23 protein-coding genes and 1 tRNA gene are annotated in these 23,781 nt (G+C 70.2%); 12 read left to right on the top strand and 12 right to left on the bottom strand.

Annotation, left to right across the window (positions count from 1 at the left end; translation table 11 throughout):
- The 3 genes from ABD798_RS32805 (at window position 1) to ABD798_RS32795 (ending at window position 1,182) form a co-directional block, all read left to right on the top strand.
- Window positions 1-75: transfer RNA gene (locus ABD798_RS32805), tRNA-Val, on the top strand.
- Window positions 76-163: 88 nt separating this feature from the next.
- Entirely contained in the window at window positions 164-544 is a 381-nt protein-coding gene (locus ABD798_RS32800) for a VOC family protein (protein WP_344883864.1), read from the top strand.
- The gene (locus tag ABD798_RS32795; protein WP_344883861.1) at window positions 541-1,182 is read left to right on the top strand and encodes a class I SAM-dependent DNA methyltransferase; all 642 of its coding nucleotides are present in this window, start codon (window positions 541-543) and stop codon (window positions 1,180-1,182) included. Before ABD798_RS32800 ends, ABD798_RS32795 begins: the two co-directional genes overlap by 4 nt.
- 3 nt (window positions 1,183-1,185) lie before the next feature.
- Here the strand turns inward: ABD798_RS32795 and lexA are convergent, their stop codons facing one another.
- Complete coding sequence (gene lexA, locus ABD798_RS32790) at window positions 1,186-1,851, bottom strand: transcriptional repressor LexA (RefSeq protein ID WP_344883858.1); 666 nt, start codon at window positions 1,849-1,851, stop codon at window positions 1,186-1,188.
- 21 nt (window positions 1,852-1,872) lie between these two features.
- Window positions 1,873-3,465, bottom strand: coding sequence for an outer membrane protein assembly factor BamB family protein (locus ABD798_RS32785; protein ID WP_344883855.1), 1,593 nt, complete (start codon window positions 3,463-3,465; stop codon window positions 1,873-1,875).
- Window positions 3,466-3,829: 364 nt separating this feature from the next.
- Between ABD798_RS32785 and ABD798_RS32780 the strand changes: the two genes are divergently transcribed.
- Entirely contained in the window at window positions 3,830-5,476 is a 1,647-nt protein-coding gene (locus tag ABD798_RS32780; protein WP_344883852.1) for a CDP-glycerol glycerophosphotransferase family protein, read from the top strand.
- Here the strand turns inward: ABD798_RS32780 and ABD798_RS32775 are convergent.
- Together ABD798_RS32775 and ABD798_RS32770 are read right to left on the bottom strand one after the other, a co-directional pair.
- Window positions 5,470-7,530, bottom strand: coding sequence for a tetratricopeptide repeat protein (locus ABD798_RS32775; RefSeq protein ID WP_344883849.1), 2,061 nt, complete (start codon window positions 7,528-7,530; stop codon window positions 5,470-5,472). The genes ABD798_RS32780 and ABD798_RS32775 overlap by 7 nt on opposite strands.
- Window positions 7,531-7,624: 94 nt before the next feature.
- On the bottom strand, window positions 7,625-8,365 hold the full coding sequence (locus ABD798_RS32770) for an SDR family oxidoreductase (RefSeq protein WP_344883846.1): 741 nt from the start codon (window positions 8,363-8,365) through the stop codon (window positions 7,625-7,627).
- A gap of 82 nt (window positions 8,366-8,447) precedes the next feature.
- Between ABD798_RS32770 and ABD798_RS32765 the strand changes: the two genes are divergently transcribed.
- From ABD798_RS32765 to ABD798_RS32755, 3 genes are all read left to right on the top strand, one after another.
- Entirely contained in the window at window positions 8,448-9,425 is a 978-nt protein-coding gene (locus ABD798_RS32765) for a TIGR03557 family F420-dependent LLM class oxidoreductase (RefSeq protein WP_344883843.1), read from the top strand.
- 77 nt (window positions 9,426-9,502) lie between these two features.
- Window positions 9,503-9,943 (top strand): hypothetical protein, encoded by a 441-nt coding sequence (locus ABD798_RS32760; RefSeq protein WP_344883840.1) that lies wholly within the window; start codon window positions 9,503-9,505, stop codon window positions 9,941-9,943.
- 108 nt (window positions 9,944-10,051) lie between these two features.
- A complete protein-coding gene (locus tag ABD798_RS32755; RefSeq protein WP_344883836.1) occupies window positions 10,052-10,903 on the top strand; it encodes an oxidoreductase in 852 nt (283 codons plus the stop codon).
- Window positions 10,904-10,950: 47 nt separating this feature from the next.
- On the opposite strand, the gene ABD798_RS32750 is transcribed toward ABD798_RS32755, so the two are convergent.
- Complete coding sequence (locus ABD798_RS32750; protein ID WP_344883833.1) at window positions 10,951-11,451, bottom strand: TetR/AcrR family transcriptional regulator; 501 nt, start codon at window positions 11,449-11,451, stop codon at window positions 10,951-10,953.
- Window positions 11,452-11,786: 335 nt separating this feature from the next.
- On the opposite strand from ABD798_RS32750, the gene ABD798_RS32745 reads away from it, so the two are divergent.
- The gene (locus tag ABD798_RS32745; RefSeq protein WP_344883830.1) at window positions 11,787-12,794 is read left to right on the top strand and encodes an XRE family transcriptional regulator; all 1,008 of its coding nucleotides are present in this window, start codon (window positions 11,787-11,789) and stop codon (window positions 12,792-12,794) included.
- 285 nt (window positions 12,795-13,079) lie between these two features.
- Here ABD798_RS32745 and ABD798_RS32740 read toward each other — a convergent pair whose 3' ends face one another.
- Entirely contained in the window at window positions 13,080-13,748 is a 669-nt protein-coding gene (locus ABD798_RS32740) for a hypothetical protein (RefSeq protein WP_344883827.1), read from the bottom strand.
- A gap of 45 nt (window positions 13,749-13,793) precedes the next feature.
- Here ABD798_RS32740 and ABD798_RS32735 point away from each other — a divergent pair, with 45 nt between their 5' ends.
- Together ABD798_RS32735 and ABD798_RS32730 are read left to right on the top strand one after the other, a co-directional pair.
- Window positions 13,794-14,480, top strand: a complete 687-nt coding sequence (locus ABD798_RS32735; protein WP_344883824.1) for a response regulator transcription factor — start codon at window positions 13,794-13,796, stop codon at window positions 14,478-14,480.
- Window positions 14,470-15,768, top strand: coding sequence for a sensor histidine kinase (locus ABD798_RS32730; protein ID WP_344883821.1), 1,299 nt, complete (start codon window positions 14,470-14,472; stop codon window positions 15,766-15,768). The genes ABD798_RS32735 and ABD798_RS32730 overlap by 11 nt, the downstream gene beginning before the upstream one ends.
- 72 nt (window positions 15,769-15,840) lie before the next feature.
- On the opposite strand, the gene ABD798_RS32725 is transcribed toward ABD798_RS32730, so the two are convergent.
- A complete protein-coding gene (locus ABD798_RS32725) occupies window positions 15,841-16,050 on the bottom strand; it encodes a hypothetical protein (RefSeq protein ID WP_344883818.1) in 210 nt (69 codons plus the stop codon).
- 340 nt (window positions 16,051-16,390) lie between these two features.
- Here ABD798_RS32725 and ABD798_RS32720 point away from each other — a divergent pair, with 340 nt between their 5' ends.
- Together ABD798_RS32720 and ABD798_RS32715 are read left to right on the top strand one after the other, a co-directional pair.
- Window positions 16,391-17,563 (top strand): acyl-CoA dehydrogenase family protein, encoded by a 1,173-nt coding sequence (locus tag ABD798_RS32720; RefSeq protein WP_344883815.1) that lies wholly within the window; start codon window positions 16,391-16,393, stop codon window positions 17,561-17,563.
- Window positions 17,564-17,599: 36 nt separating this feature from the next.
- Window positions 17,600-18,784, top strand: coding sequence for a zinc-dependent alcohol dehydrogenase (locus tag ABD798_RS32715; RefSeq protein WP_344883812.1), 1,185 nt, complete (start codon window positions 17,600-17,602; stop codon window positions 18,782-18,784).
- A gap of 194 nt (window positions 18,785-18,978) precedes the next feature.
- On the opposite strand, the gene pcaDC is transcribed toward ABD798_RS32715, so the two are convergent.
- The 5 genes from pcaDC to ABD798_RS32685 are packed head-to-tail and all read right to left on the bottom strand — an operon-like array spanning window position 18,979 to window position 23,701.
- Window positions 18,979-20,049, bottom strand: coding sequence for a bifunctional 3-oxoadipate enol-lactonase/4-carboxymuconolactone decarboxylase PcaDC (pcaDC, locus tag ABD798_RS32705; RefSeq protein ID WP_486303720.1), 1,071 nt, complete (start codon window positions 20,047-20,049; stop codon window positions 18,979-18,981).
- Window positions 20,050-20,060: 11 nt separating this feature from the next.
- Window positions 20,061-21,356, bottom strand: coding sequence for a class-II fumarase/aspartase family protein (locus tag ABD798_RS32700; RefSeq protein ID WP_344883809.1), 1,296 nt, complete (start codon window positions 21,354-21,356; stop codon window positions 20,061-20,063).
- Window positions 21,349-21,873, bottom strand: coding sequence for a protocatechuate 3,4-dioxygenase subunit alpha (pcaG, locus tag ABD798_RS32695; RefSeq protein ID WP_344883806.1), 525 nt, complete (start codon window positions 21,871-21,873; stop codon window positions 21,349-21,351). The genes ABD798_RS32700 and pcaG overlap by 8 nt, the downstream gene beginning before the upstream one ends.
- Window positions 21,870-22,562 (bottom strand): protocatechuate 3,4-dioxygenase subunit beta, encoded by a 693-nt coding sequence (gene pcaH, locus ABD798_RS32690; RefSeq protein WP_344883803.1) that lies wholly within the window; start codon window positions 22,560-22,562, stop codon window positions 21,870-21,872. The genes pcaG and pcaH overlap by 4 nt, the downstream gene beginning before the upstream one ends.
- Entirely contained in the window at window positions 22,559-23,701 is a 1,143-nt protein-coding gene (locus ABD798_RS32685) for a 4-hydroxybenzoate 3-monooxygenase (RefSeq protein WP_344883800.1), read from the bottom strand. Before ABD798_RS32685 ends, pcaH begins: the two co-directional genes overlap by 4 nt.
- Between the last annotated feature and the right edge of the window lie 80 nt (window positions 23,702-23,781).

The raw sequence follows: 23,781 nt of genomic DNA, 5'->3' as shown, positions 1-23,781 counted from the left end.
GGGCGATTAGCTCAGTGGGAGAGCGCTTCCTTGACACGGAAGAGGTCACAGGTTCAATCCCTGTATCGCCCACCAGGAGAACTGGTCTGAAGCCCCATTCCTTTTCAGGGATGGGGCTTCAGTGTTGTTCCCCCCGCTCACCCCGGTGAAGTACGGTCGCGGCATGGCGTGTCGGATCAGCGAACTCGTGCTCGGTTGCCGTGACCCCGAACTGCTGGCGCGGTTCTGGTGCGAGGTACTGGACTTCGTCGTGCTCAGCAAGGAGGACGACGGCACGCTGGAGATCGGCCCGCGCGAGGGCTTCGGCGGCCCGCAGCCGACGATCATCCTCAGCTACCGCGAGCGGCCGGAGCCGGGGAAGTCGCGGCTGCACATCGACGTCAACGCCACCGACCGCGACCAGGACGCCGAACTGGAGCGCCTGCTGGCCCTCGGTGCGCGCCCCGCCGACATCGGCCAGACGGGCCAGGAGGAGTGGCACGTGCTGACCGATCCTGAGGGCAACCAGTTCTGCCTGCTGAAGGCTCGCCTCAAGCCGCTGTGAGCGCTGACTGGCTGGAGGACACCCGAACCTCCTACGACACCGTCGCGGCGAGCTACACGGAGCTGGTGCGCGACAGGCTCGCGGAGTTGCCGCACCTGCTCTCGGCACTGGCCGCGTTCGCCGAGCTGGTGCGCTCCGACGGCGGCGGCCCGGTCGCGGACGTGGGGTGCGGGCCGGGGCACGTGAGCGCCCACCTGCGCGGCCTCGGCGTGGACGTGATGGGCGTCGACCTCTCCCCCGCCATGATCGAGATCGCCCGCGCCGAGCATCCGGGCGTGCGCTTCGAGGTCGGTTCCATGACGGAGCTGGACCTCGCGGACGGCTCGCTGGCCGGCGTGCTCGCCTGGTGGTCGTTGATCCACGTCCCCGACGACAGCGTTCCCGGGGTGTTCGAGGGCTTCCGGCGCGTGCTGAGGCCCGGGGGCCGTGTGCTGCTGGGCTTCCACCTCGGCGAGGAGTCGCGGCACAAGACGGAGGGCTACGGCGGCCACCCGATGAACCTGATGGTCCACCGCCGCACGCCCGCGCGGGTCGCGGAGTGGCTGCGCGAAGCGGGGTTCGCGGTCGAGGCGGAGACAGTGCTCGATCGCGACGGGGAACACCCGGGCTGCATCCTCTTCGCGCGTGCCCCGGGCTGAGGCTCAGACGCTGCGCAGCACGGAGACGACGATGCCGAGCACCGCGGCCCGGTCCCCGTCGATCACCTCGTAAGCGTCGTTGCGGGGCTCCAGGTACACGTGGCCGTTGCGGCGGCGGTAGACCTTGACCGTGGCCTCCTCGTCGATCATCGCCGCGACGATCTGGCCGGAGTGGGCCTCGTTCTGCTGGCGCACCACCACGATGTCGCCGTCGCAGATCGCCGCGTCGACCATGGAGTCACCGCGCACCCTGAGGCCGAAGACGGTGCCGCGCCCGGTCAGCTCGCGGGGCAGCGTGAGCGTGTCGTCGAGGTGTTCCTCCGCCGTGATCGGGGTTCCCGCCGCGATGTCACCGACGACGGGCACGCTCACCGAGTCACCGTCGGCCTGGCGCGCCGGGGCTCCCGCGCGCAGGAACATCCGCACGTCCATCGGCCGGGACACGGTGTCGGCGCGCCGCAGGAAACCCCGCTCCTCCAGGCTCGCGAGGTGCTTGGACACCGACGACGAGGAGCGCAGGCCGACCGCCTCGCCGATCTCGCGCGTGCTGGGCGAGTACCCGTGGCGCTGCGCCCAGTCCCTGATCGTGGCCAGGATCTGCTGCTGGCGCGGTGCCAGGGTCGAGGTGTCCAGGTGCTCGAAGCCGTCAAGATCGTCGTAGGCGGTCACCCGCGGAATGGTAGATCGGCCTCAGAGACCGAACGCCAGCAGGACGTGGCCCTTGTCGTTGCCGTAGTCCGGGTGGTAGCCGGAGTGGATGTAGACCATTCCGTCGACCACGACCGCTCCGCCCGCGGCCGAGACCCCGCTGCCGCGAGCGGTGATCCCGTTGACTCCCTGGTACTCCCGCACCGTGTCGTACTCCCACAGCACCCGGCCGTCGCGCGCCGAGTAGGCCCGCATCTTGCCGTCGGCGCTGCCCTCGTAGACCACGCCGGGCGTCGTGGTGACCGCGGGCCGGTTGGCCAGAATGCACTCGTCCGGGTACTGCGCCGAGCCGCCCCAGGCGCACCCGTTGGCCGGGTTGGGCGTCTTCCAGAGCAGTGCGCCGGTCGCCGGGTCCAGTGCGTGCAGCGCTCCGGGCTTGGCGTCGTTGGTCGCGACGTAGAGCCGTTCGCCGTCGTAGCTGCCGCCCCACAGGATTCCGCCCTGGCCGAGGTCGTTCGGCTCGGGCTTGGACAGCTGCCGCTGCCAGACGAACTCGCCGGTGCGCGCGTCCAGCACGTGGTAGACGCCGCTCTTCTGCCCGATGCCGATGAGCGTGCGGCCCTTGACCGTGAAGATGTTGCCCAGCGAGCCGATGTCGTAGTCCAGCGCCGTGCCGTTCTCCATACCGGGGCAGTGACCGGGAGGGGCGCTCGGGTCGACGCAGATCAGCCGCCAGGTGTCCGGGTGCGTCATCTGGCGCTTCCAGCGGACCTTGCCGGTGAACGCGTCGAGCGCGAGGACGGAATCGCTGTCGCCCTTGGTGCCCGTGTAGTTCTGCCCGGTGCCCACGAACACGGTCCCGGTCGCGGGGTCGATCGACGGCGAGGCCCAGACCGCCGCGCCGGAGGGCTCGAACCGGGTGGCACCGCTCGGCCACGTCCCAACGGCCTGTGGCTCCGGCACGGTGTAGTGGCGCCACAGCACCTTGCCCGTTGCCGCGTCGAGCGAGACGAACTGGCCGCGGAAGGTGCAGCACGGGTAGTCAGCGGCCGCCGAGCTCTCGTTGCTGGAGACGCCGACGAAGAGCCTGCCCGCGAAGTGGATCGGCGAGCTGGTGAGCAACGCCTGCGCGTGCTCGTCGAGGCGGTTCGCCCACACCAGCGCGCCCGTGCCTGCCTTCAACGCGTACATGTAGCCGCGCAGATCGCCGAAGTAGACCCGGTCCCCCACGACCACGGGGCTGTTGCGCACCACCGGCAGGCGGCGCTCAGGATCGACGGTCCGCAGCTCGAAGGTCCACTTCGTCGCGCCGGTCTTCGCGTCCAGCGCGTAGAACAGCCCGTCCGGCCCGCCGAAGTACATCGTCCCGCCGACGATCGCGGGCTGGCTGTGCGAGGTGAACATGCCGATCTTGGAGAAACCGAAGGCCCACTTGAGCTTCAGCTCGCCCGCCGTCCGCTCGGTGATCTTGCGCTCGGCGGCGTTGTGCCTGCTCCCGGCGAGGTCCTTCTGCCAGCTCGGCCAGTCCGCGCCGTGCCCTCTTTCGGGAGCCGGTGCCGCCGCCGAGACCGTCGCGCCCGCGAGGCAGAGCGCGAGGAATCCGATCAGGACGGTGAGCCTGCGTCGTCCGAACACGCGCGGTCCTTTCGCCAGCGGTTCTGCCGGGACCAGCATGGCGTGCGGCGACCGCGGCCGTCTTCCTGCTTTCGACCCGTTCCCGGAGCGTCCTGGCGCGCAAAATCGCTGGACCGAGCGCTCCGGCATCAGCCTCGATGACTAGAGTCCCTGCTGACACCCACTGCGGAAGAGCGGACGAAGACCATGCGCGGCAGGCCGTCGGGCACACCCCCGCGACCGGGTGCCCGCCGCACGCCGACTAAGATCAACAATTACCCCCGGAGGCCCGGAGGCCCGGAGGCCCGGAGGCCCGGAGGCCCGGAGGCCCGGAGGCCCGGAGGCCCGCTGAGCGCCGCGTCGCCGTTGTGGCGAGGATGGCCGTGTGCGGGCGCAGCGGACCGAGGTGAACGTGGGCGGTAGCCCTCGTGACGCCGCGCGGGACGCGCGCCGCTGGGGCACCTTCGGCGAAGAACCCACGGTCCTGGCGGTCGCGCGCACGCTGACCTCGGCGATCAGGTTGCTCGAAGCGCTGGAGGCCTTCCTCGGCGACACGCGCGTGCAGATCGTGTTCACCGTCAACGAGACCTCGCGCTTCTCCGCGGGCGCCGTCGAGCTGATCAAGGGGCTGTACTCCAAGTTCATCGCGTGGGACGACGTGCCGCGCGCCCGCTACCACCTGGTGATCACCGCGAGCGAGAACGTCGACCTGGAGCAGCTCGACCGCCGGGTGCCGGTTCTTGTGCTGCCGCACGGGGTCGGCTTCCACAAGCTCGTCCCGGACTCGGCGGGCAGCGGGACGCGGCTCTCCGGGCTCGTGCCCGCGCACCGCTTGCGGGACAGGCGGGTCTGGCACCTGGTGACGCACCCGGAGCAGGCGGAGCAGCTGGCCGACGCCTGCCCCGAAACCGCTGGGAACACGGTTCTCGGTGGTGACACCAGCTATGACGCGTTGCTCGCGGGCGAGCCGATGCGCGCGCACTACCGCAAGGCGCTGCGCGTCGCCGACGGCCAGCGCCTCGTGATGATCACGTCGACGTGGGGCGAGCAGTCGGCACTGGGGACGTGGCGGACGCTGCCCGAACAACTGCTCGCGCAGCTGCCCGCCGACGAGTACCGCGTGGCCGCCGTGGTGCACCCCAACGTGTGGACCTGGCACTCCGACTGGGATCTGCGTCGCCGCTTGCACAACGCGGTGGCGGGCGGACTGCTGCTGGTCCCGCCCACTCGCGGCTGGCACGCCACGATGATCGCCTCAGATGTCGTGGTGGGGGACCACGGTTCGGTCAGCCTCTACGCTGCCGCGCTCGGGAAACCGTTGCTGCTGGCCGCATTCGGCTCGGAGATCGTCCCCGGGACCGTGCTGGAGGAGCTGGGCCAAGTGGCTGATCGACTCGATTCGGCAGCTGGTGTGCGCGATCAGGTAGACGAAGCCCTTGCGGCGCAGGAACCCCAGCGCTTCGACGGGATCGCCAAGCGCGCGTTCGCCACGCCGGGTTCGGCGGCGGCGCTGCTGCGCAAGGCCTGCTACGAGCTGCTGGAGCTGGCAGAGCCCCGGATGGACGTGCCCTTGCGCGCGGCGGCCGATCCCGTGCCCGAGGACGCCGAGGTGTTCTCGCACGAGGTCCGTGGCAGCTTGACCGGCTCCACCGTCACGTTGACTCGTTGCCCTGCAACGGTTCGCGGGCATCTCCCCGATTCCTCCGCCGACGAATGGCGGCATCTCGTCGTCAGGTGGGGCGAGCGCAACGTCCTGCTGTTCGACAGCGCCTCGATCATCGTCGATGCGGAATGGTCGCTGCCGGAGACGCTCCAGCGCTATCCCGGTTGTCGCCTCGCCGCAGTGTCTACTGTGGATGGATGCGAGGTCGCGGTGCGCGGCGGCAAGCGCATTTCCGTTCTGGGCAAGGCTTCCACCGCTCAGCTGGCGTCGGTCGCCTACGTCGCGCTACTCGAAGGCGCGCTACGCCGAGGTGAACTGACGCTCCGGCTCGGTTCTTCCGAGAGCGCCGTGGTGCTGCGGGTTCACTGATCGAGTTCGGCGATGCGCTGTTCGAGCCGCTCCGCCTCGGCGCTGTGTGCGCTCTTGTGGATCTCTAGCGCACGCTCGAACTCGGCTCGCGCTCCGGCCTTGTTCCCTTGCCGGACAAGCACTTCGGCGAGGGTGATCCGTGCTTGCGCCTCGTAGTGGACGGTTCCGTACTCGACGAACTTCGCGATCGCGGTGGCGAGGTCGCTCGTCGCCCGGGTGAGATCGCCGAGCGCGGCGAGCACCTCGGCCCGACTGGCCCTGGCACGTTCGGCCATCCGCCCCGCCAGGCCGTCGAGCGCGCGGTCAAGGTGCTCCAGCGCTTCGGTGGTCCGCCCCTGGGCGAAGAGGTTGCAGCCCAGGAAGTAGGTCGCGAGCGCGACGCCGCGCCACTCCTGCGCCAAGGTGTTGAAGTGGACGGACTTCCGGTACGCGTCCTCGGCGCGAACCAGGTCCACCTTGTCCCAGTAGCGCCCGAAGAACTCCCAAACCGAGCCGAGCAGCACGTTGTGGCCGGAGTCCTTGAGCAGGTCGTGCGCGATCTCCAGCTCCTCGCGCGCCCGGTCCAAGTGCCCGAGGTCGGTGTAGGCGCGGGAAACCTTGATGCGCAAGGTGGCTTCGGCCTGCCAGGCTCCCACGGCGCGGGCGGCGGCGACTCCGAGGTCCGTGGCCTCCAGCCAGTCCGCGATGTAGCGGCGGTTGACGTAGAGCGCGACCAGCGCTTCGGCCAGCTGCCAGGTCGATTCGTGCCACCCGCGCTCGGCTCCGGCGCGCATCACGGCGAGGGCGTTGGCGCGCTGCTCGTCCAGCCACTCCAGCGCTTCCTTGGGAGTGCCGAAGGGGTTCTTCGTGAGTTGCGCGTGGTCGGCGATCCGGGTGCGCGCGCCCATGACTGCCTGGTCCGCGCACGCGACGTGCGCCAGGTAGTGGTCGACGATCTTGCGGAGCAGGTCCTCGCGCGACTCGGTCCCCTCCTCCGCCAGCGCGCGTTCCTGGGCGTGGCGGCGGATGAGGCCGTGGAACCGGTAGCGCTCGCCGTTCTTCTCGACGAGGTTGGCATCGGCCAGATCGTCCAGCAGCGCCTTGGCATCGGGGTCGATCAGCGCGGCGACGTCGGGGTCGATGTCCAGTACCGGCAGGGTCCCCAGCCCACGGTAGAAGCGGGCGAGCTGCGCTGAGAGGTTCTGGTAGGCGTTGTCGAAAACGGCTGCCACGACCCGCTTCCTCCCGATCGTCAAGAAGTCCAGCCCTGTCGCGGCCTGCTCCACCAGCTCGGCCAGGCTCAGCCCGCGCTCCTGCTTGAGCCGCCCGGCGACCACCCGGAGCGCGATCGGCAGTCCGTCGCACAGCGCGACGGCTTTGCCCGCCGCCACCGGATCAGCGTCGATCCGTTCCGCACCAACGACATTGCGCAGCAACAGCAGTGCGTCCGCTTCGGAGAGCCCGTCCAGCTCGCAGTACTCCGCGTCGTCGAGGACGAGTTCCGCCAAGCGGTGCCTGCTCGTGACCAGCACCGCGCTGCCCTCGGAGTTCGGCACGAACGGCCCGACCTGCGCGGAGTCGGTGACGTCGTCCAGCACGACCAGCGATGCCTTGCGCATCACGCCCCGCAGCATCAGGCCGCACGCCGCCACGCTGCCCGGAATCTCCTCGGGCGAGACACCGTAGGCGCGCAGGCAGCTGGCCAGCGCCTCGCGCAGAGCCGCTTCGCCGGAGCCGGACTCCCTGCGGAAGGCGGCGAAGTCGACGTAGAGCTGACCGCCGGTGAACCGCTCAGCGACGCGGTCGGCGCACTTGTGCGAGAGGGCCGACTTGCCGACCCCCTCCGGCCCCGTGATGACCGCGAGCCGCGTCACGGTCCCCAGATCATCCAATGTGGACAGATGATCGTCGCGATCCACCCACAGGGAGACGGCGGAGGGAACCTGGCGCGGCGGCTCGGGCTCGCGCTGACCGGCGTAGAAGTAGTTGTTCCCGTACTGGGTGGCGACCTGCACGAGCTTGCCGTGGACGTCGCGGACCTCGTTGTGGACGTGCGGCCCGCCCGCTGTGCTCATGTCCGCTCCCCGACCGCGCCTGCACCCCGTGATCGAAAACCTACGGTACGGCATGGCGGAGCGCAGGAGCGCGCGTTTCCGGCAGCTGCCAGGCTCAGGCGATACCGCCGTTCACGCGCAGGACCTGGCCGTTGACCCAGCGCGCGGGCCCGGCGAGGAAGGCGACGGCCTCGGCGATGTCGGCGGGGTGGCCGAGGCGCTCCAGCGGGGACTGGGCGGCCATCCTGGCGATGGTCCGCTCGTCCTTGCCGGTGAAGAACAGCTCGGTCGCGGTCGGGCCGGGGGCGACGGTGTTGACGGTGACGTCCCGGCCGCGCAGCTCGCGGGCGAGGATCATGGTGATCGCCTCGACGGCGCCCTTCGTGGCCGCGTAGACGCCGTACCCGGGCGGGGCGAGCCCCAGCACGGAGGTGGAGAAGGTGATGATCGCGCCGCCTCCGCGCACTCGCCGCGCTGCCTGCTGAGCGACGGCGAAGGTGCCGCGGACGTTGACGCGGTGCACGCGGTCGAACTCGTCGAAGTCGGTGTCGGCGATGGGCTTGAGCGCGTTGAGCACGCCCGCGGAGTGCACGACCACGTCGACGCCGCCGTACTCCCGCTCGGCGGCGTCGAAGAGCCCGGCGACGGCCTCGGGATCGCTGACGTCGGCCTTGTGCGCGAAGGCGCGACCGCCCGCGGCGGTGATCGCCCTGACCGTCGCCTCGGCCTCGGCGTCGTTGCCCGCGTAGTTGACGACGACCGGGAACCCCTGTGCGGCAAGGCGTTCCGCTGTCTCGCGGCCGATGCCCCGCGAACCGCCGGTGATGATCGCCACGCGTGTCTGCCCAGTGCTCATGTTATCAACGATAACACCAACTTCCCTCATAGTGTTAGCGGCGATATCGATTGGGGGACGCCGGAACGGGTAGCTCTGCCAGATGCGCATCGGATACACGTTGATGACCGAGCAGGCCGGGCCGAAGCAGCTGGTCGGGCACGCCACGGCGGCCGAGGCCGCGGGCTTCGCGTTCGAGGTCTGCAGCGACCACTACTCGCCGTGGCTGGACGAGCAGGGGCACGCGCCGTACGCGTGGAGCGTGCTCGGCGCGGTCGCGCAGGCCACCGAGCGGGTGGAGCTGATGACCTACGTGACCTGCCCGACGATGCGCTACCACCCGGCGGTCGTCGCGCAGAAGGCCGCGACCGTGCAGCTGCTCTCCGACGACCGCTTCACGCTCGGGCTCGGCTCCGGCGAGAACCTGAACGAGCACGTCATCGGCAAGGGCTGGCCGTCGCTGGACGTGCGGCACGACATGCTGGCCGAGGCCGTGCAGATCATCCACGGGCTCTTCGACGGCGGGCACTCCAGCTACGCGGGCGAGCACTTCCGCGTCGACTCGGCGAAGCTCTGGGACCTCCCGCAGTCGCGGGTGCCGATCGCGGTCGCGGTGTCCGGCCAGGAGTCGATCGCGCGGTTCGCCCCGGTCGCCGACGCCATGATCGCGGTGCAGCCCGAGCAGCGGCTGTGCCGGGAGTGGGACGAGCACTGGGTCGGCAGGGCCGAGGGCTCCGCGCGCAAGATCGGCCAGCTGCCGGTGTGCTGGGACGCCGACCGCGATGCCGCGATCGCCAGGGCGCACGAGCAGTTCCGCTGGTTCGGCGGCGGCTGGAAGGTCAACGCCGAGCTGCCGGGCACGGCGGGCTTCGCTGGCGCGACGCAGTTCGTGACTCCGGAAGACGTTGCCGGCGCGATCCCCTGCGGGCCGGACGTGGAGCCGATCCTCGCGAGCGTGCGGGAGTTCGCCGACGCGGGCTTCACCGACCTCGCGCTGGTCCAGATCGGCGGCGAGCACCAGGAAGGCTTCTTCTCCTTCGCGGAGAAGGAACTGCTGCCCGCACTGCGCGAAGCCGTGTGACTCCCCCCGTGTCGCTGCTCGGTCCACAGAGGACTGCGGACAACACTGGGCCGCAAGGGCAGCACAGGGAGGTAGCCGTGAACGAGGACGACCCAGCGACACAGCTGAGCCTGTTCGACCCCGCTCCCCCGGAGCCGCGCGCCGCCGAGCCGGAACAACACGAACAACAGGAACAACACCGCATTCCCGAACAACGCGCCCCGGAAGCGCGGCCCTGCCCGAACTGCCGCCGCGCGCCGGACTCCGCTCCTGAGCAGCACGCCAGGGACATCGACCAGCAGTGGCTGGAGATCACTGCGACCGGGCAGATCGAGGTGCGGCGGTTCTGCGCCGCCTGCCAACCGCATTACGGCTTGGCGTTCCTGGCGTGCGAGCTGTGCGGCCTGGACCTGTTCCTGATCGGCGAGCTGGCCCACGAGGTCGCCGAGGACCGGCTGCCCACGGTGCTGCTGACCTGGCTGGCCGCTGAGGGCTGGAGCCCGCACCCCGTGCTGACCTGCCCCTCGCACGCGCGCTGAACGGCTGGGTGGGAACGCCGGTCCTGGGCTCGCCGCGGCCTGGTTCGGCCCGTCGCGCCGATGCAGGCTCTGCGCCGTCAAGCACGGCACACAGCTGGGAGTTGGGCAATGACCACCTGGTTCATCACGGGCGCTTCCCGTGGCTTCGGCCTGGAGATCGCGAGGCAGGCCTTGGGGCGCGGGGACTCCGTCGTCGCCGCTGCTCGTGATCCGCGCACCGTCCACGCCGCGCTCGGCGAGCACCCCGATCTGCTCGCCGTGGCGCTGGACGTGCGACACCCCGAGCAGGCGAGCGCGGCGGTCGAGGAGGCCGTTCGGCGCTTCGGCCGGATCGACGTGCTGGTCAACAACGCTGGCAGGGGCCTGGTCGGCGCCGTGGAGGAGACCAGCGACGACGAGGTGCGGGAGCTGTTCGACGTCAACGTGTTCGGCCTGCTCACCGTGACCAGGGCGGTCCTGCCGGTGATGCGCGCGCAGCGGTCCGGGCGCGTGCTCAACCTCAGCTCGATCGGCGGGTTCGTCTCGTGGCCGGGCTGGGGCGCGTACTGCGCGACGAAGTACGCGGTGGAGGGCTACTCGATGGCGCTGCGCCAGGAGCTGGGCCCGCTGGGCATCCAGGTGACCTCGGTGGCGCCCGGGCCGTTCCGCACTGACTTCCTCGACCTGAGCTCGCTGCACGTGGTGCGGGAGCGGATCGCGGACTACGACGGCAGCGCCGGAGCGATGCGCACGTGGGCTTCCGAGACCAACCACGCGCAGGAGGGCGACCCGGTCCGCGCGGCGACGGCGATCCTGGCGGTGGCTGACGCGGCGGAGGCCCCGCTGCACCTGCCGCTGGGCTCCTCGGCGGTCTCGGGGATCGAGGGGAAACTGGCCGAGATCGCCGATGACGTGAAGCTCTGGCGCGAGATCGCCGAGTCGACGGACTTCCCCGGCGCGGTCGGCGGAGGACTGCCATAACACGACGCGATTGCACGCATCATCGCGAGTTATGCCCGCCCGGGTTGTTAACGGGCGGGCTTCTCCGGCGTGGACCACAGCCCGGCGAGCAAGAGCCGCACCTGCTTCGGCGGCCACGCGTCCGAAATTCGGAAAACCGCCGTTGTCACCGCCAACAGGAGATCCGGATCTACATCGGAGCGCACGACTCCGAGCTTCCTGCCGTTGTCCATGACGTCGGTCAGCCAGAGCGCGAGACCCGCCCCGTCGCTTCTCTCCAGGGCCGCGGGCGCGAGTGCGAGATCGTCCGGATTCGCGGCGAGGTGCTCCTTCACCCTGGCCGTCCGCTCGGCCAGGCGCACCCAGAAGCGGCGGTCGTCCTCGGCGGGGACCCAGCGGCCGAGACTGGCGATGAGCTGGGCTTCCACATCTTCGAGCACCGTGCCGAGCAGGTCGTCGCGCCCGTCGAAGTAGTGGTAGGCGGCGGTCTTGGAGATACCGGCGGCTGCGATGATCCGGTTGTAGGAGGCGTGCTGCGGGGACTCCCGCGCGAAATGGGCCCTAGCCACGCGGAGTATCTCGGCCCTACGGTCTCCTGGCAGGCGGGTGAAGCGCGGCAACGGCATGTGTACCACTGGTACACCCCACCGGTGCGCACCGCAAGCCAACACTCGACCTTAATAGCACCTTAAAATGGTCCGAATAATTCCTTAGAACGACCACGAAGAGTATGTAAACAATTTCCCTGTAATTCTGTTAAAATCGATCTGGACGTCAGGTCTTGTTGTTACGTGAAGCGCGCGTCACAGTTTTTCCGTCACCCCTGCTCGGTTCTTCCTCCCCTGCCGGAGGAACCGACACCTGACCAGTTGACCCGACGACACCTTCGGGGGGTGTTTCGGCAGTGACCCTGGCCCACCAGATCCCGGCCCACCAGATCCGGCCCCAGCAGCTCCAGGCACAGCAACTTCCGTCCCAGCAGCTTCTCTCCCAGCAGCGCACGATCGACCAGGAGCTCAGCGAGGTGCTTCGGACCGGCCCGTTCGACCTGGCGCTGCGGACCGCGCTCGACCGGCGCGGCCTGCCGCTGGACCGCATCCAGGACCGCCTCGCCGCCCAGGGCGTCACGGTGAGCCTGTCCACGCTGAGCTACTGGCAGCGCGGACGGCGGCGGCCGGAGCGGGCCGACTCGCTGCGCGCGATCGCGCTGCTGGAGGACATCCTCCGCCTGCCGAGGCGCTCGCTGAGCAGCCTCATCGGGCCGCCGCGGCCGCGCGGACGGGGCGTGCGCGCCCAGGAACGGCTCAGCCTGACCGACCTCTACGGCGCCGACTCCGACGTGAGCAAGGCGCTGGGCACCTCCTACGAGCACATCAACGCCAAGCTCGACGCGCTGTCGCTGCACGACGAGGTCACCGTCGGCACCGACCGCTCGCTGCGCCGCGTGCGCTCCTGCCAGGTGCAGCGGGCCAACGCCGACGGCGCCGACCGGCTCGTCGTGATCTTCCGGGGCGACGCCGACCAGCCGCTGCCGACCAGCCTGCGCTCGCTGTCCGGGCAGCGGTGCGTGACCCGCTACGACCGCGAGCGGATGGTCATGGTCAACGAGCTGTTCTTCGCGCGCAGACTGGCCAAGGGCGAGAGCGTGCTCGTCGAGTACGAGGTCGAGTTCGGCGAGGCGGGCACCAAGCCCAGCACCTGTTACGAGCGGTGCCTGCGCACCAACGTGCCGCAGTACCTGCTCCAGGTGCGCTTCGAGGGCGAACTGCCCGCGCACTGCCACCGCTCCACCCGCCTCGGCCTCGGCGCGCGCGACGACCGCCGCGCGGTGAGCGTGGACCTCACCCGCATGGCCTACCTGCACGCGCTCGACTGCCAGAAGGGCTTCCACGGCATCAACTGGCAGTGGTGACCCCACGCCCACGCCGTTCGGCCCTGAACGGATCGTTCGGGTACTTGAACGCACCAAACGACCCGTTCAGCGCCCTCAACGCACCAAACGGGCCGTTGGCTTACTGCTGCCACCACCAACCACGGGCACGCGGGCGCCCCCACTCCGCGTACGCACTGAACGGGTCGTTTGGGTACTTGAACGCACTGAACGACCCGTTGAGTGCGTTGAACGCACTGAACGGGTCGTTCGGGGCTTCAGTGCGGAGTGAAAGTGGAGGAGTCGTTCAGGTGGTGCGGGCGGGGGCTACGAGTACTGGTACTCGGTGATGCGCCAGGCGGGACCGTCGCTCCAGTTGGCCTGGATGCGCGAGAACGAGTTGGCCGAGGAGAAGGTGACGATGACCGAGGTGGCCGAGGTGCGCTCCACCTTGACGGCGTGACCGGAGACGGGGCGCGCGGTGACGACGGAGACGTCGTCCTGGGCGAAGCGCAGGGTGGAGTCGCCACCCCTGGTGCGCACGGTCCGGGTCTGCGGTTCGGGCTGGCCGAGCAGGCTCGGATCGGTCTGCGGTGTCGTGGTGGTCGTCCCGGCGCCCACGGTGGGCCGGGTGGTCGTGGGCTTGGTGCCGTTCTCCGTGGGCCGCACGTTCGGCGGCGGCGTTGTGGTGGTGGGGAAGCCGGGATCGACGGGGCCGGGTCCGGGCGAACCGGGGCCGGGCGGGTGGATCGGGATGCCGGAGCGGCCGGTCGGCGCGAGCGGTCCGGTCGCGCCCGCGGCGGAGGTGGGCGGCCCGAGCGCGATGGCGTCGCCGTTGCCACTGGCCCGCGCGGTCTCGGCGCCGAGGTGGTCGAGCAGGTCGAGGCGGCCGGGAGCGGCGGCGACCAGCACGGAGCGCAGGCCCAGCCAGGCCATGCCGACCGCGAGGGCGGTCGCCACCAGCCACAAGCCGAGATACCCCAGCCGCCGCTTCATCACTCCATCGTGCCATCCCCTGGCAAGACCGGTTAACGTGCGGCCATGCCATCGGTGCTCCTGGTCGAGGACGACGACGCCATCCGAGGCGCCGTGGTCCGGGCGCTCAACGACTTCGGTTACGCCACCTACTCGGTCAGCACCGGTTTCGACGCGTTGCGCGAGGTCACCAGGGCGGTGCCGGACGCGGTCGTGCTGGACCTGGGCCTTCCGGACATCGACGGGGTCGAGGTGCTGCGGATGATGCGCGGCATCTGCGACGTCCCGGTGATCGCCGCGACCGCGCGGGACACCGAGGCCGACATCATCCAGGTGCTGCGCGAGGGCGCCGACGACTACCTGGTGAAGCCGTTCTCCGGAGAGCACCTGGCCGCCAGGCTGGCCGCGGTGCTGCGCAGGAGCAGGCCGAAGGAGGCCGAGCGGTCGTTCTCGGCCGGGCGGATCACGGTGGACCTGGACAGCAGGCAGGCCCGCCTCGGCGCGACCGAGCTGAAGCTGACCAGGCGCGAGTTCGACCTGCTGGCCTACCTGGTGGCCCGGCCGCACAAGGTGATCAGCCGGGAGGAACTGCTCGCCGAGGTCTGGCGGCTGCCACCGGGCAGGGACGACCAGACGCTGGACGTGCACGTGTCCTGGCTGCGCCGCAAGCTCGGCGAGAGCGCGTCGGCGCCGGTGTACCTGCACACCGTGCGCGGGGTCGGGATCAGGCTGGAGATCCCGGGTGCGCCGTAGCCTGGCGCTGGTCTCGCTCGCGGTGACCTCGATGGTGGCGCTGGCCTTCCTCGTCCCGCTGATGCTGGTGGTCTACGACCTGGCGCGGGACCGGGCGCTGACCGAGGCGGAGCGGCAGGCCAGCGCGCTGACCCCGGTGCTGGCGATCACCGCCGACCCGCTGACGATCGCGACGGCGCTGGCCTCCACCGAGTTCGGGCTGGCGCAGCGGATCGCCGTGCACCCGGCGGAGGGCGGGCAGATCGGCACCAGCCGGGCCAGCCGCGAGCAGCTGGGCGAGGCGACGCGGCGCGGGCACGCGTCCATTGTGGACGTCATGGACGGCAAGGCGGTGCTGCAACCGGTCGCGCTCGGCGAGCGGCGCACCGCGCTGGTGGAGTCCTTCGTGCCGCAGGAGGAACTCGAACGCGGGGTGACCGAGGCCTGGGTGTCGCTGACCGCCGTCGCGCTCGCGCTGGTGCTGCTGTCGGTGTTGATCGCGGACCGGCTGGGCACCAGGGTGGTGCGCTCGGCCCGCACCCTCGCCGAGGGCGCGAAGGCGATCGGGGACGGTGATCTCGGCACGCGCGTGCAGGTGGCCTCGCCGCCGGAGCTGGAGCGGACCGCGGCCGCGTTCAACGGCATGGCGGAGCGGATCGGCGGGCTGGTGACGGCGGAGCGCGAGCTGGTCGCGGACCTCTCGCACCGGCTGCGCACTCCGTTGACGGCGCTGCGCCTTGACGCCGAGACACTGGGCGAAGGCCCTGGGGCGCAACGGATTCGCAGTGCGGTGCACGCGTTGGAGCGGGAGGTCGACGAGATCATCCGCCGCGCGCGCCGGGGTTTGGTCGACGGGGACGCGACGGGCTGCGACGCCGCGTTGGTCGGGCGGGAGCGGCTGGCGTTCTGGGCGGCGCTGGCCGAAGACCAGCAGCGGCCGTGGCGCCAGGTCGGCGCGGATGAGCCCGCGCCGGTGCGCATCGCCCGCGACGAGCTGGCCGCAGTGCTGGATGCCTTGCTGGGCAACGTGTTCCGGCACACCGAAGAGGGTGTCGGCTTCGCGCTCGGCGTGCGCAACCGCGCCGGGGTGGTGACGATCCTGGTCGATGACTCCGGGCCGGGGATCGCCGATCCGGAGGAGGCGCTGAGCCGGGGCGCGAGCGGGGCGGGCTCCACCGGGCTCGGCCTGGACATCGCGCACCGCGTGGTCCGCGCGGCGGGCGGGTCGTTGCGGATCTCCTCCGGCCCGATGTCGGGGACGAGGATCCGGCTCGACCTGCCCGCCGCGGACGCGAGTACGGCGGTGTGAGATCACCAGCTCGGAAACCTCCAGCCGATGATCACCTACAACCGTTGCGTACCAACCGGTTTGTAGGCCGGGTCAGGACCTCTGGAGGGCGCGCTTGCCCTCGTCGGCGGCGAGGCCGAGCATCTCCAGCAGTTCGCGGCAGTCGTCCGCGTTCGCGGCGTGCACAGCGACGGTGCGGGCCGCCCTGCCGTTCTGGATCTCGCAGTGAACCTTCTCGACCGCGCGTGCTTCGGCGATGCGGCCGTGCTCTACAACGGGGCTGGCGTGTCTTGCCCAGGTCATGCGGCACCTTCTTTCGTCCCGGTCGGGGAGGGCCCGGGACATCTGCGGTCGTATCCGATCGGCGCCACGCGGCTGAGCGCTCGCGGCGCGAAAGCGGGGGAAGAACGTCCCGCGAAGCTCGACCATCATGGCATTCTCCGGCCGACGAATACAGACATCTTCCCGTTATCAACAAGTTTCCGCAGGTCAGAGCGTTGTGAAAAATTCCCGTGGCGCTGGAGCGTGAGTGCCCGTACACGCACCGTCGCGCGGATTCCGAAGCGGGGTCGAGTGCAAACCATTGCGGGGCCTAGGGTCACGATGGGGTCACGGACAGGGGACCGGCAGAGCGGGAGACAGCGTGAACGCGCCTGACGCACAGGACTTCCTCGATCTCGACAGCCAGCTCGACGACGCCGAGCGCGACATCGCCGCGACCGCGCGCGGGTTCGCGGCGCGGCGGCTGGCCCCGCACGTCGCGGACTGGTTCGATGCGGGCACCATCCCCGAACCTCGTGCTCTGGCAAGGGAGTTCGGCGAGCTGGGCGTGTTCGGCATGCACCTCGCGGGCTACGGCTGCTCGGACGCGGGCGACGTGGCCTACGGGCTCGTCTGCCGCGAACTCGAAGCGGTGGACTCGGGTGTGCGGTCGTTCGTGTCGGTCCAGGGTTCGCTGGCGATGGGCGCGATCCACCGCTTCGGTTCCGAGGAGCAGAAGCAGGAATGGCTCCCCGCCATGGCTTCGGGCTCACTGCTGGGCTGTTTCGGCCTCACAGAGCCGGATTCCGGCAGCGACCCCGGTTCGATGCGCACCCGCGCGCGGCGTGAGGGCTCGGACTGGGTGCTCGACGGCACGAAGATGTGGATCACCAACGGTTCCGTCGCCGACGTCGCGGTGATCTGGGCGCGGACCGACTCCGGCGTCCGCGGGTTCGCGGTGCCGACGTCCTCCCCCGGCTTCACCGCGCGGGAGATCCCCCGCAAGCTCTCACTGCGCGCGTCGATCACTGCGGAGATCACCCTCGACGGAGTTCGCCTGCCCGCGGAGGCGGCGCTGCCGGGCGCGGAGGGGCTCGGTGCTCCGCTGTCGTGCCTCAACGAAGCCAGGTTCGGCATCGTGTGGGGTGTCGTCGGCGCGGCGCGCTCGTGCTTGCTCGCGGCGTTGGAGTACGCCAAGACGCGCGAGCAGTTCGGCCGCCCGATCGGCGCTTTCCAGCTGACACAACGGAAACTGGCGGACATGGTGCTCGACGTGAACCACGCGGGCATGACGGCTCTGCGCATCGGGCGGTTGAAGGAGGCAGGGGCGTGCCACCACAGCCACGTGAGCCTCGGCAAGCTCGGCAACGTCCGCGCCGCGCAACGGGTGGCGAGCGCGGCCAGGTCCATTCACGGCGCCAACGGGATCACGCTGGACTACCCGGTGCTGCGGCACATGCTGAACCTGGAGACGGTGGCGACCTACGAGGGCACCGAGGAGGTGCACGCGCTGAACCTCGGCGCCACCCTGACCGGCCACCCCGCCTTCCGCTGACCGTTTGCCTCGGTCAGGTAGTGGTATCCCGCTGCCATGAGAGCACTGACGTGGCACGGCAAACGAGACGTACGGGTGGACACGGTCCCCGATCCGGAGATCCGCGAGCCCACCGACGTGATCGTCGAGATCACCTCGTCCGGGATCTGCGGGTCGGACCTGCACCTGTACGAGGTGATGGGTCCGTTCATGACACCCGGCGACATCCTCGGGCACGAACCGATGGGGCAGGTGGTCGAGGTCGGCGGCGCGGTCACGGAGGTGAAACCCGGCGACCGCGTGGTGGTGCCGTTCAACGTCTCCTGCGGCACCTGCCACATGTGCGGCGAGGGCTTGCAGTCGCAGTGCGAGACCACGCAGGTGCGCGAGTACGGCATGGGCGCGTCGCTGTTCGGCTACACCAAGCTCTACGGCCAGGTTCCGGGCGGGCAGGCCGAGTACCTGCGGGTTCCGTTCGGCAACACCCTGCCGATCAAGGTGCCGCACGGTCCGCCGGACAGCCGCTTCGTCTACCTCTCCGACGTGCTGCCGACCGCGTGGCAGGCGGTGGAGTACGCGGCGGTGCCGAAGGGCGGGACCGTCGCGGTGCTCGGGCTCGGCCCGATCGGGGACATGAGCACGAGGATCGCCCTGCGGCGCGGCGCTGGGAGGGTGATCGGCGTGGATCTCGTGCCCGAGCGCCTGGAACGCGCTCGCCGCAACGGTGTCGAGGTCTACGACCTGCGCGAGCACAAGGACGACCTGGCCGAGGTCATCCGCGAGGCCACGGGTGGGCGCGGACCGGACTCCGTGATCGACGCGGTCGGCATGGAGGCTCACGGCTCCCCCGCCGCGAAGCTCGCGCAGCAGGTCACGGGCCTGCTGCCGGACGCGCTGAGCCGCCCGCTGATGCAGAAGGCAGGCGTGGACCGGCTGGAGGCGCTGAACCTGGCGATCGACCTCGTGCGCAGGGGCGGCACGATCTCGCTGGTCGGGGTCTACGGCGGGATGGCGGATCCGCTGCCGATGCTGACGATGTTCGACAAGCAGGTGCAGCTGCGCATGGGCCAGGCCAACGTGCGCAACTGGGTGGACGACATCATGCCGCTGCTCACCGAGGACGATCCGCTCGGCGTCGAGGGTTTCGCCACGCACGAGGTGCCGCTGGCGAACGCGCCGCAGGCCTACGAGGTCTTCCAGAAGAAGCAGGACAACGCGGTCAAGATCCTGCTGAAGCCCTAGCGGGAAATCCGGGGCGAAGACACGGACGAGGCGACCGGACAAGCCCCCAGGTCATGTCCGGCCACCTCGTTCGACCCCAGTGCCCAGACCTTAACCAACGATTGCTGAGCGGCCCTTCAGCAATCGCTGAAAGGCCATTGGTCCAAGGCGAACGGTTAACCAACAGAGTTCCTAAATGATACGTGGTCATTCCACTACTCCGCGCGACTGCTCCGAACAGCCTCACGCACGACGCGAATAGCGGAATTGGCGGCGGGAACGCCCGCATAGGCGCCCGCGTGCAGGACGACCTCGTCGATCTCTTCTTCGGTCAGGCCGTTGCGCAGTGCTGCGCGCACGTGCAGCGCCAGTTCGTCATGGCACTTGAGCGCGACGAGAATCGCCAGCGTGATGAAGCTTCGCGTTTTCCGGTCCAGGCCCGGACGCGTCCAGATCGCTCCCCAGACGGCTTCGGTGATGTAGCTCTGGAATGCCGACGGTGTGGCCGCGTCCACATGTGCGTCGCCGAGAAGCTCGCGCCGCACGGCCTCTCCCCGCCCTCCGGCGTTCACGTGCTCCAGGATCAGCTCGGTGAACTCCTCCGCGCGCTCGACAGGGCCCAGATGAGCCGCGCCTGCGACGATGGCCAACCTGGAGCCGGGAATGCCGGTCGCGATGCGCAGGCCGTCTTCCGGCGGAGTCGCGCGGTCGCGTTCGCCGGCAATCACCAGGGTCGGCGCAGCGATCTTCGGCAGTTCGGCGGCGAGGTCCATGCGCTGAACGGCCGCGCAGCAAGAGGCGTATCCCTCCGCCGACGATCCGAGAAGCATATCGCGCCAGAAATCGTCGGCCGGAGTGGTGAACCACCGCTCCAGCACGTCGTTCGCAATGGATTCAATTCCCTCGCCGCGAACTCTTTCCGCACGCCGAGCCCACGCTTCTTTCGTTCCCGGGCTGATTGACGTGCAGCACAGCACCAATCGGTCCACGCGCCGTGGAGCCGTGGCGGCGAGCTGCATACCGACCATTCCGCCGAGCGACAGGCCGACGAAGTGCGCTCGCTCGACCTCGTGCCCGTCCAGGAGTTCAACGACGTCCGAGGCCAGCTCCGCCAGCGTGTACGGGCCTTCGGGTGCTGGGGAGCCACCGTGGCCTCGGTGATCGTGGCGGATGACGCGGTACCCGGCTTTCACCAGCGCTTTCGCCTGGTGGTCCCACACGCGCAGGTCGCTGCCCAAGGAGCCGCTGAGCACGACGACGGGGCCGTTCGCCGGGCCTTCCGACACGCTGTGCAGCCTCACTGGCCCGCCCTCCGCAACGCTCGCTCGACGAAGTGCTTCGCACTGCCCAAGTGGTCGATCTCGGACAGTTCGGTCAATCGTTCTCGGTTGAGGTGCGCGCCCACCACCGGATCGGCCGCGAGGGCTTCCACCAGGTCTCCGCCACTCGCACAGCACCGGGTGACGGCGTCGTGCGCGCGCTGCCTGCCGACCATTGGCGTCAGCTCGGTCGTGACGCGCTCGGCGAATACGTCGCCAGCGAGATTCGCCCGCATTCGCTCCGGGTGCACGCGAAGGCGTTCGAGGCTCGTGCGCAGCCAGTGCGCAGCGGAACCACTGGTGCGCAACAGTTCGCGCAGAGGACGCCATTCGGAGTGCCACGCCCCCGCCGCACGTTGGTGCTCCTGCACGCCCGCTTGGAGCAACGTCGCGACCAGGCCGGGTGCTTGCGCGGCGCAGCCGAGCGTGGCGACGGCGGCCACCGGATTGTGCTTGTGCGGCATGGTGGACGAGCTTCCCGAGCCCGGCGGGCCCTCCTCGGTCACCTCGCCGATCTCGGTCTGGGCCAGGAGGGTGATGTCGCGGGCGACGGTACCGAGCACTCCGCACAACGCGCCGAGCGCCGACGCGGGTTCGGCGATGCGCAGGCGCACGGTGTGCCACGGCAGCACGGGTTCGGCGAGGCCGAGTCGACGTGCGAGGGCTGCCATGACCTCGACTCCCCGATCGCCCAGCGCGGCGAGGGTTCCGCTCGCGCCGCCGAACTGGAGAACTGGTTCGACGGCTTCGAGTCGGTCGGCGGCCTCCAGGAGTCCGACGAGCCAGCATGCGGCCGTGAAACCGAAGCTCACTGGAACTGCTTGCTGGAGAAGGGTTCTGCCGGGTTGGACGGTGTCGATGTGCTCCCGCGCGAGCGTCGCGGCGATGCGCGCGGCGGCGCGGACGTCGTCGAGCAGCACCGCGACCGCGTTCCTGGTGATGATCATCGCGGCGGTGTCGATCACGTCCTGGCTGGTCGCGCCGAGGTGCACGTGGCCGTCGCCGACGCGGTCGCTGAGCGCGCGCACGAGCGGAGCCGCCGGGTTGCCGGTGAGCGCCGACGCCGTGGACAGCTCGGCGATGTCGTAGAACTCGGCGCGGCAGTGCTTCGCGATGAGCTCCGCGTGGGCTCGCTCGACCAGCCCGACGTCGGCGAGCGCGGCGGCCAGTGCGGACTCGAAGTCGAGCATTGCCTGGACCCACGCGGTGTCCGAGACGGCCTCGCGCACGCCTCCTGCTGCGAGCACGCCGTCGAAGAGACCCGGCTCAGACATCGAAGAACACCGTCTCTTCCTTGCCCTGCAAACGGATGTCGAAGTGATACCCGTCCTCTGTGGACTGTGCGACGAGGGTGTGCCGCCGCTCTCGCGGAACCGACGCGAAGACGGGGTCGGACGCGTTGTCGAACTGAGGGAAGTAGATCCGGGTCACCACGCGGTGCAGCAGTCCGCGTGCGAACACCGACACGTTGATGTGCGGAGCGGCTCCGGGGAGGGCGCCCGGGACCTGTGTCAGCACTCTGAAGTGTCCGTCCACAGTGGTCGGACTGCGCCCGAAGCCGCGAAATCCGGTTGCTGCGCCCCTGGGGTCCTCGGGGTGGTCGAAGCGCCCGTCCGGATCGGCCTGCCAGGTCTCGACGAGGCCATCTTGGACCGGCTGGCCGGTACCGTCGAGCAGGGCGCCACGAATCCAGACGGCTCCGGGATTTCCTTGCGGGACAACGAACTCACCGTCCGGCCAGGTCAGTCCGATGTGGAGGAACGGGCCGACGGTCTGCGCCGGGGTGCTCATCGGTGCTCCGGCGTCTTGTCGCGCCCGCGCAGGACGATGTCGAACTCGAAGGCCAGCGCCCAGTTCGGCTCCGTCGCGGCGAGGTCGAAGCGGGCGATCATGAGTCCGCGCGCACGCTCGTCCGGGACCGACGTGAAGATCGGGTCGTGCGGCAGCAGCGGGTCGTCGGGGAAGTACATCTGCGTCACCAGCCGCTGTGTGAACGCCCTGCCGAACACCGAGAAGTGGATGTGCGCGGGCCGCCAGGCGTTGTGGTGGTTGCGCCACGGGTACGCGCCGGGCTTGATCGTGAGAAAGCGGTAGCGGCCCGCCGCGTCGGTCAGGGTCCGGCCCACGCCGTCGAAGCCGGGGTCGATCGGTGCCGGCCAGCGGTCGGCCGTGTGCCGGTAGCGCCCGGCGGCGTTGGCCTGCCAGATCTCCACGAGCGCCTCCGGCACCGCCCGGCCGTCGCCGTCGAGCACTCGGCCGTGCACGATCACTCGCTGTCCCAACGGTTCTCCTCGCGTGAGGTCGCTGTCCGACTCGGTGACCCGCCCCGGTCCGAGCAGCGGCCCGGTGATCTCGCTCAGCCCGTGCGGCAGCAGCACGAGCCGTTCGCCGGGGTGGCGCAGCCGCGTCGAGCCGTAGTTCGGCGAGTCGAGCGGCGGGTGGGTGCCGTCGGGGTCTCTGCGGTAGCCGATCAGGTTCACGCGCCCTCCGAGCTTCCGACGTAGTCCTGGGCCAGCGCGGTCGCCGCGGCGGTGGACGAGGCGACCCGCCGGAGCCGGGCCAGGCTCAGCCGCTGCTCGAACGGATCGGCCGAGCGGTGCAGCATCTCGGTCATCTCCGTGGAGAACCGCTCCGCCCGCCACGCCGCGCGCAGCCGTACGTCCGAATAGGACAGTGCGTTGCCGTCGCGACCGTGCAGCAGCAACGAGGTGAGCGCCTTCGACAGGAGGGCGACGTCGGCGACCGCGAGGTTCAGCCCCTTGGCTCCGGTCGGCGGGACGATGTGCGCGGCGTCCCCGGCAAGGAACAGCCTGCCGTGCCGCATCGGCTCCGCGACGAAGGCTCGCATCGAGGTGATTCCCTTCTCCACCAAGGGCCCCGGCTCGCAGGCGGTGCCCAGCCGCAGCACCAGCTCTTCCCAGATCCTGTCTTCCGGCCAGTCGTCGAGCCGCTCGTCCGGCGCGACCTGGAGGTACAGGCGGGTCAGCTCCGGCGAGCGCATGCTGTGCAACGCGAAGCCGCGCTCGTGGTGCGCGTAGATCAACTCGTGGTGCGCGGGCGGGGTCTTCGCGAGAATCCCCAACCAGGAGTAGGGGAACGCGCGTTCGCAGCAGGTAACCGGGACAGCGTTCCGGCTCACGCCGTGGAAGCCGTCGCACCCCGCGATCACCTCGCAGTGCAGGGTGCGCGCGATGCCGTCGGCGTCGGTGAAGGTGACGCTGGGCCGGTCGGTGGTGACCTCGTGCAGCACCACGTCGGAGACGCCGAACCACGGCTCGGGCTCGGCCGCGTCGAGCAGGTCCCGCACGACCTCCTGCTGGCCGTAGACGGTGATCGACTTCCCGGTCAGCTCGGTGAGCGCGATCCGGTGCTCGGCGCCGTCGAAGCGCAGGGAAAAGCCCTGGTGCTCAAGGCCCGCGCGGTCCAAGCGCGCTCCGAGCCCGGCTTCGCGCAGCACGTCGACCGTGCCGGGTTCGAGCACTCCCGCCCTGATCCGGCTGAGCACGTGCTCGCGCTGCCGGGTCTCCAGCACGACGGCGTCGAGCCCCTCCAGCCGGAGCAGGTGCGCGAGCAGCAACCCCGCCGGGCCCGCGCCCACGACCGCGATCTGAGTCCGCATCGGTCCAGCTTCGCGATCTTCGGCGCGCCCGGCAGCCCGGGTTTCCGCTCAGCGGAAGCTCCGCCATCGCGGTCGGTAGC

The organism is Allokutzneria multivorans (assembly GCF_039537405.1).
In the GTDB taxonomy this organism is placed as follows: Bacteria; Actinomycetota; Actinomycetes; order Mycobacteriales; family Pseudonocardiaceae; genus Allokutzneria; species Allokutzneria multivorans.
The sequence above is the reverse complement of the archived record's forward strand: the minus strand, read 5'-3'. Positions and strand labels throughout refer to the sequence as shown.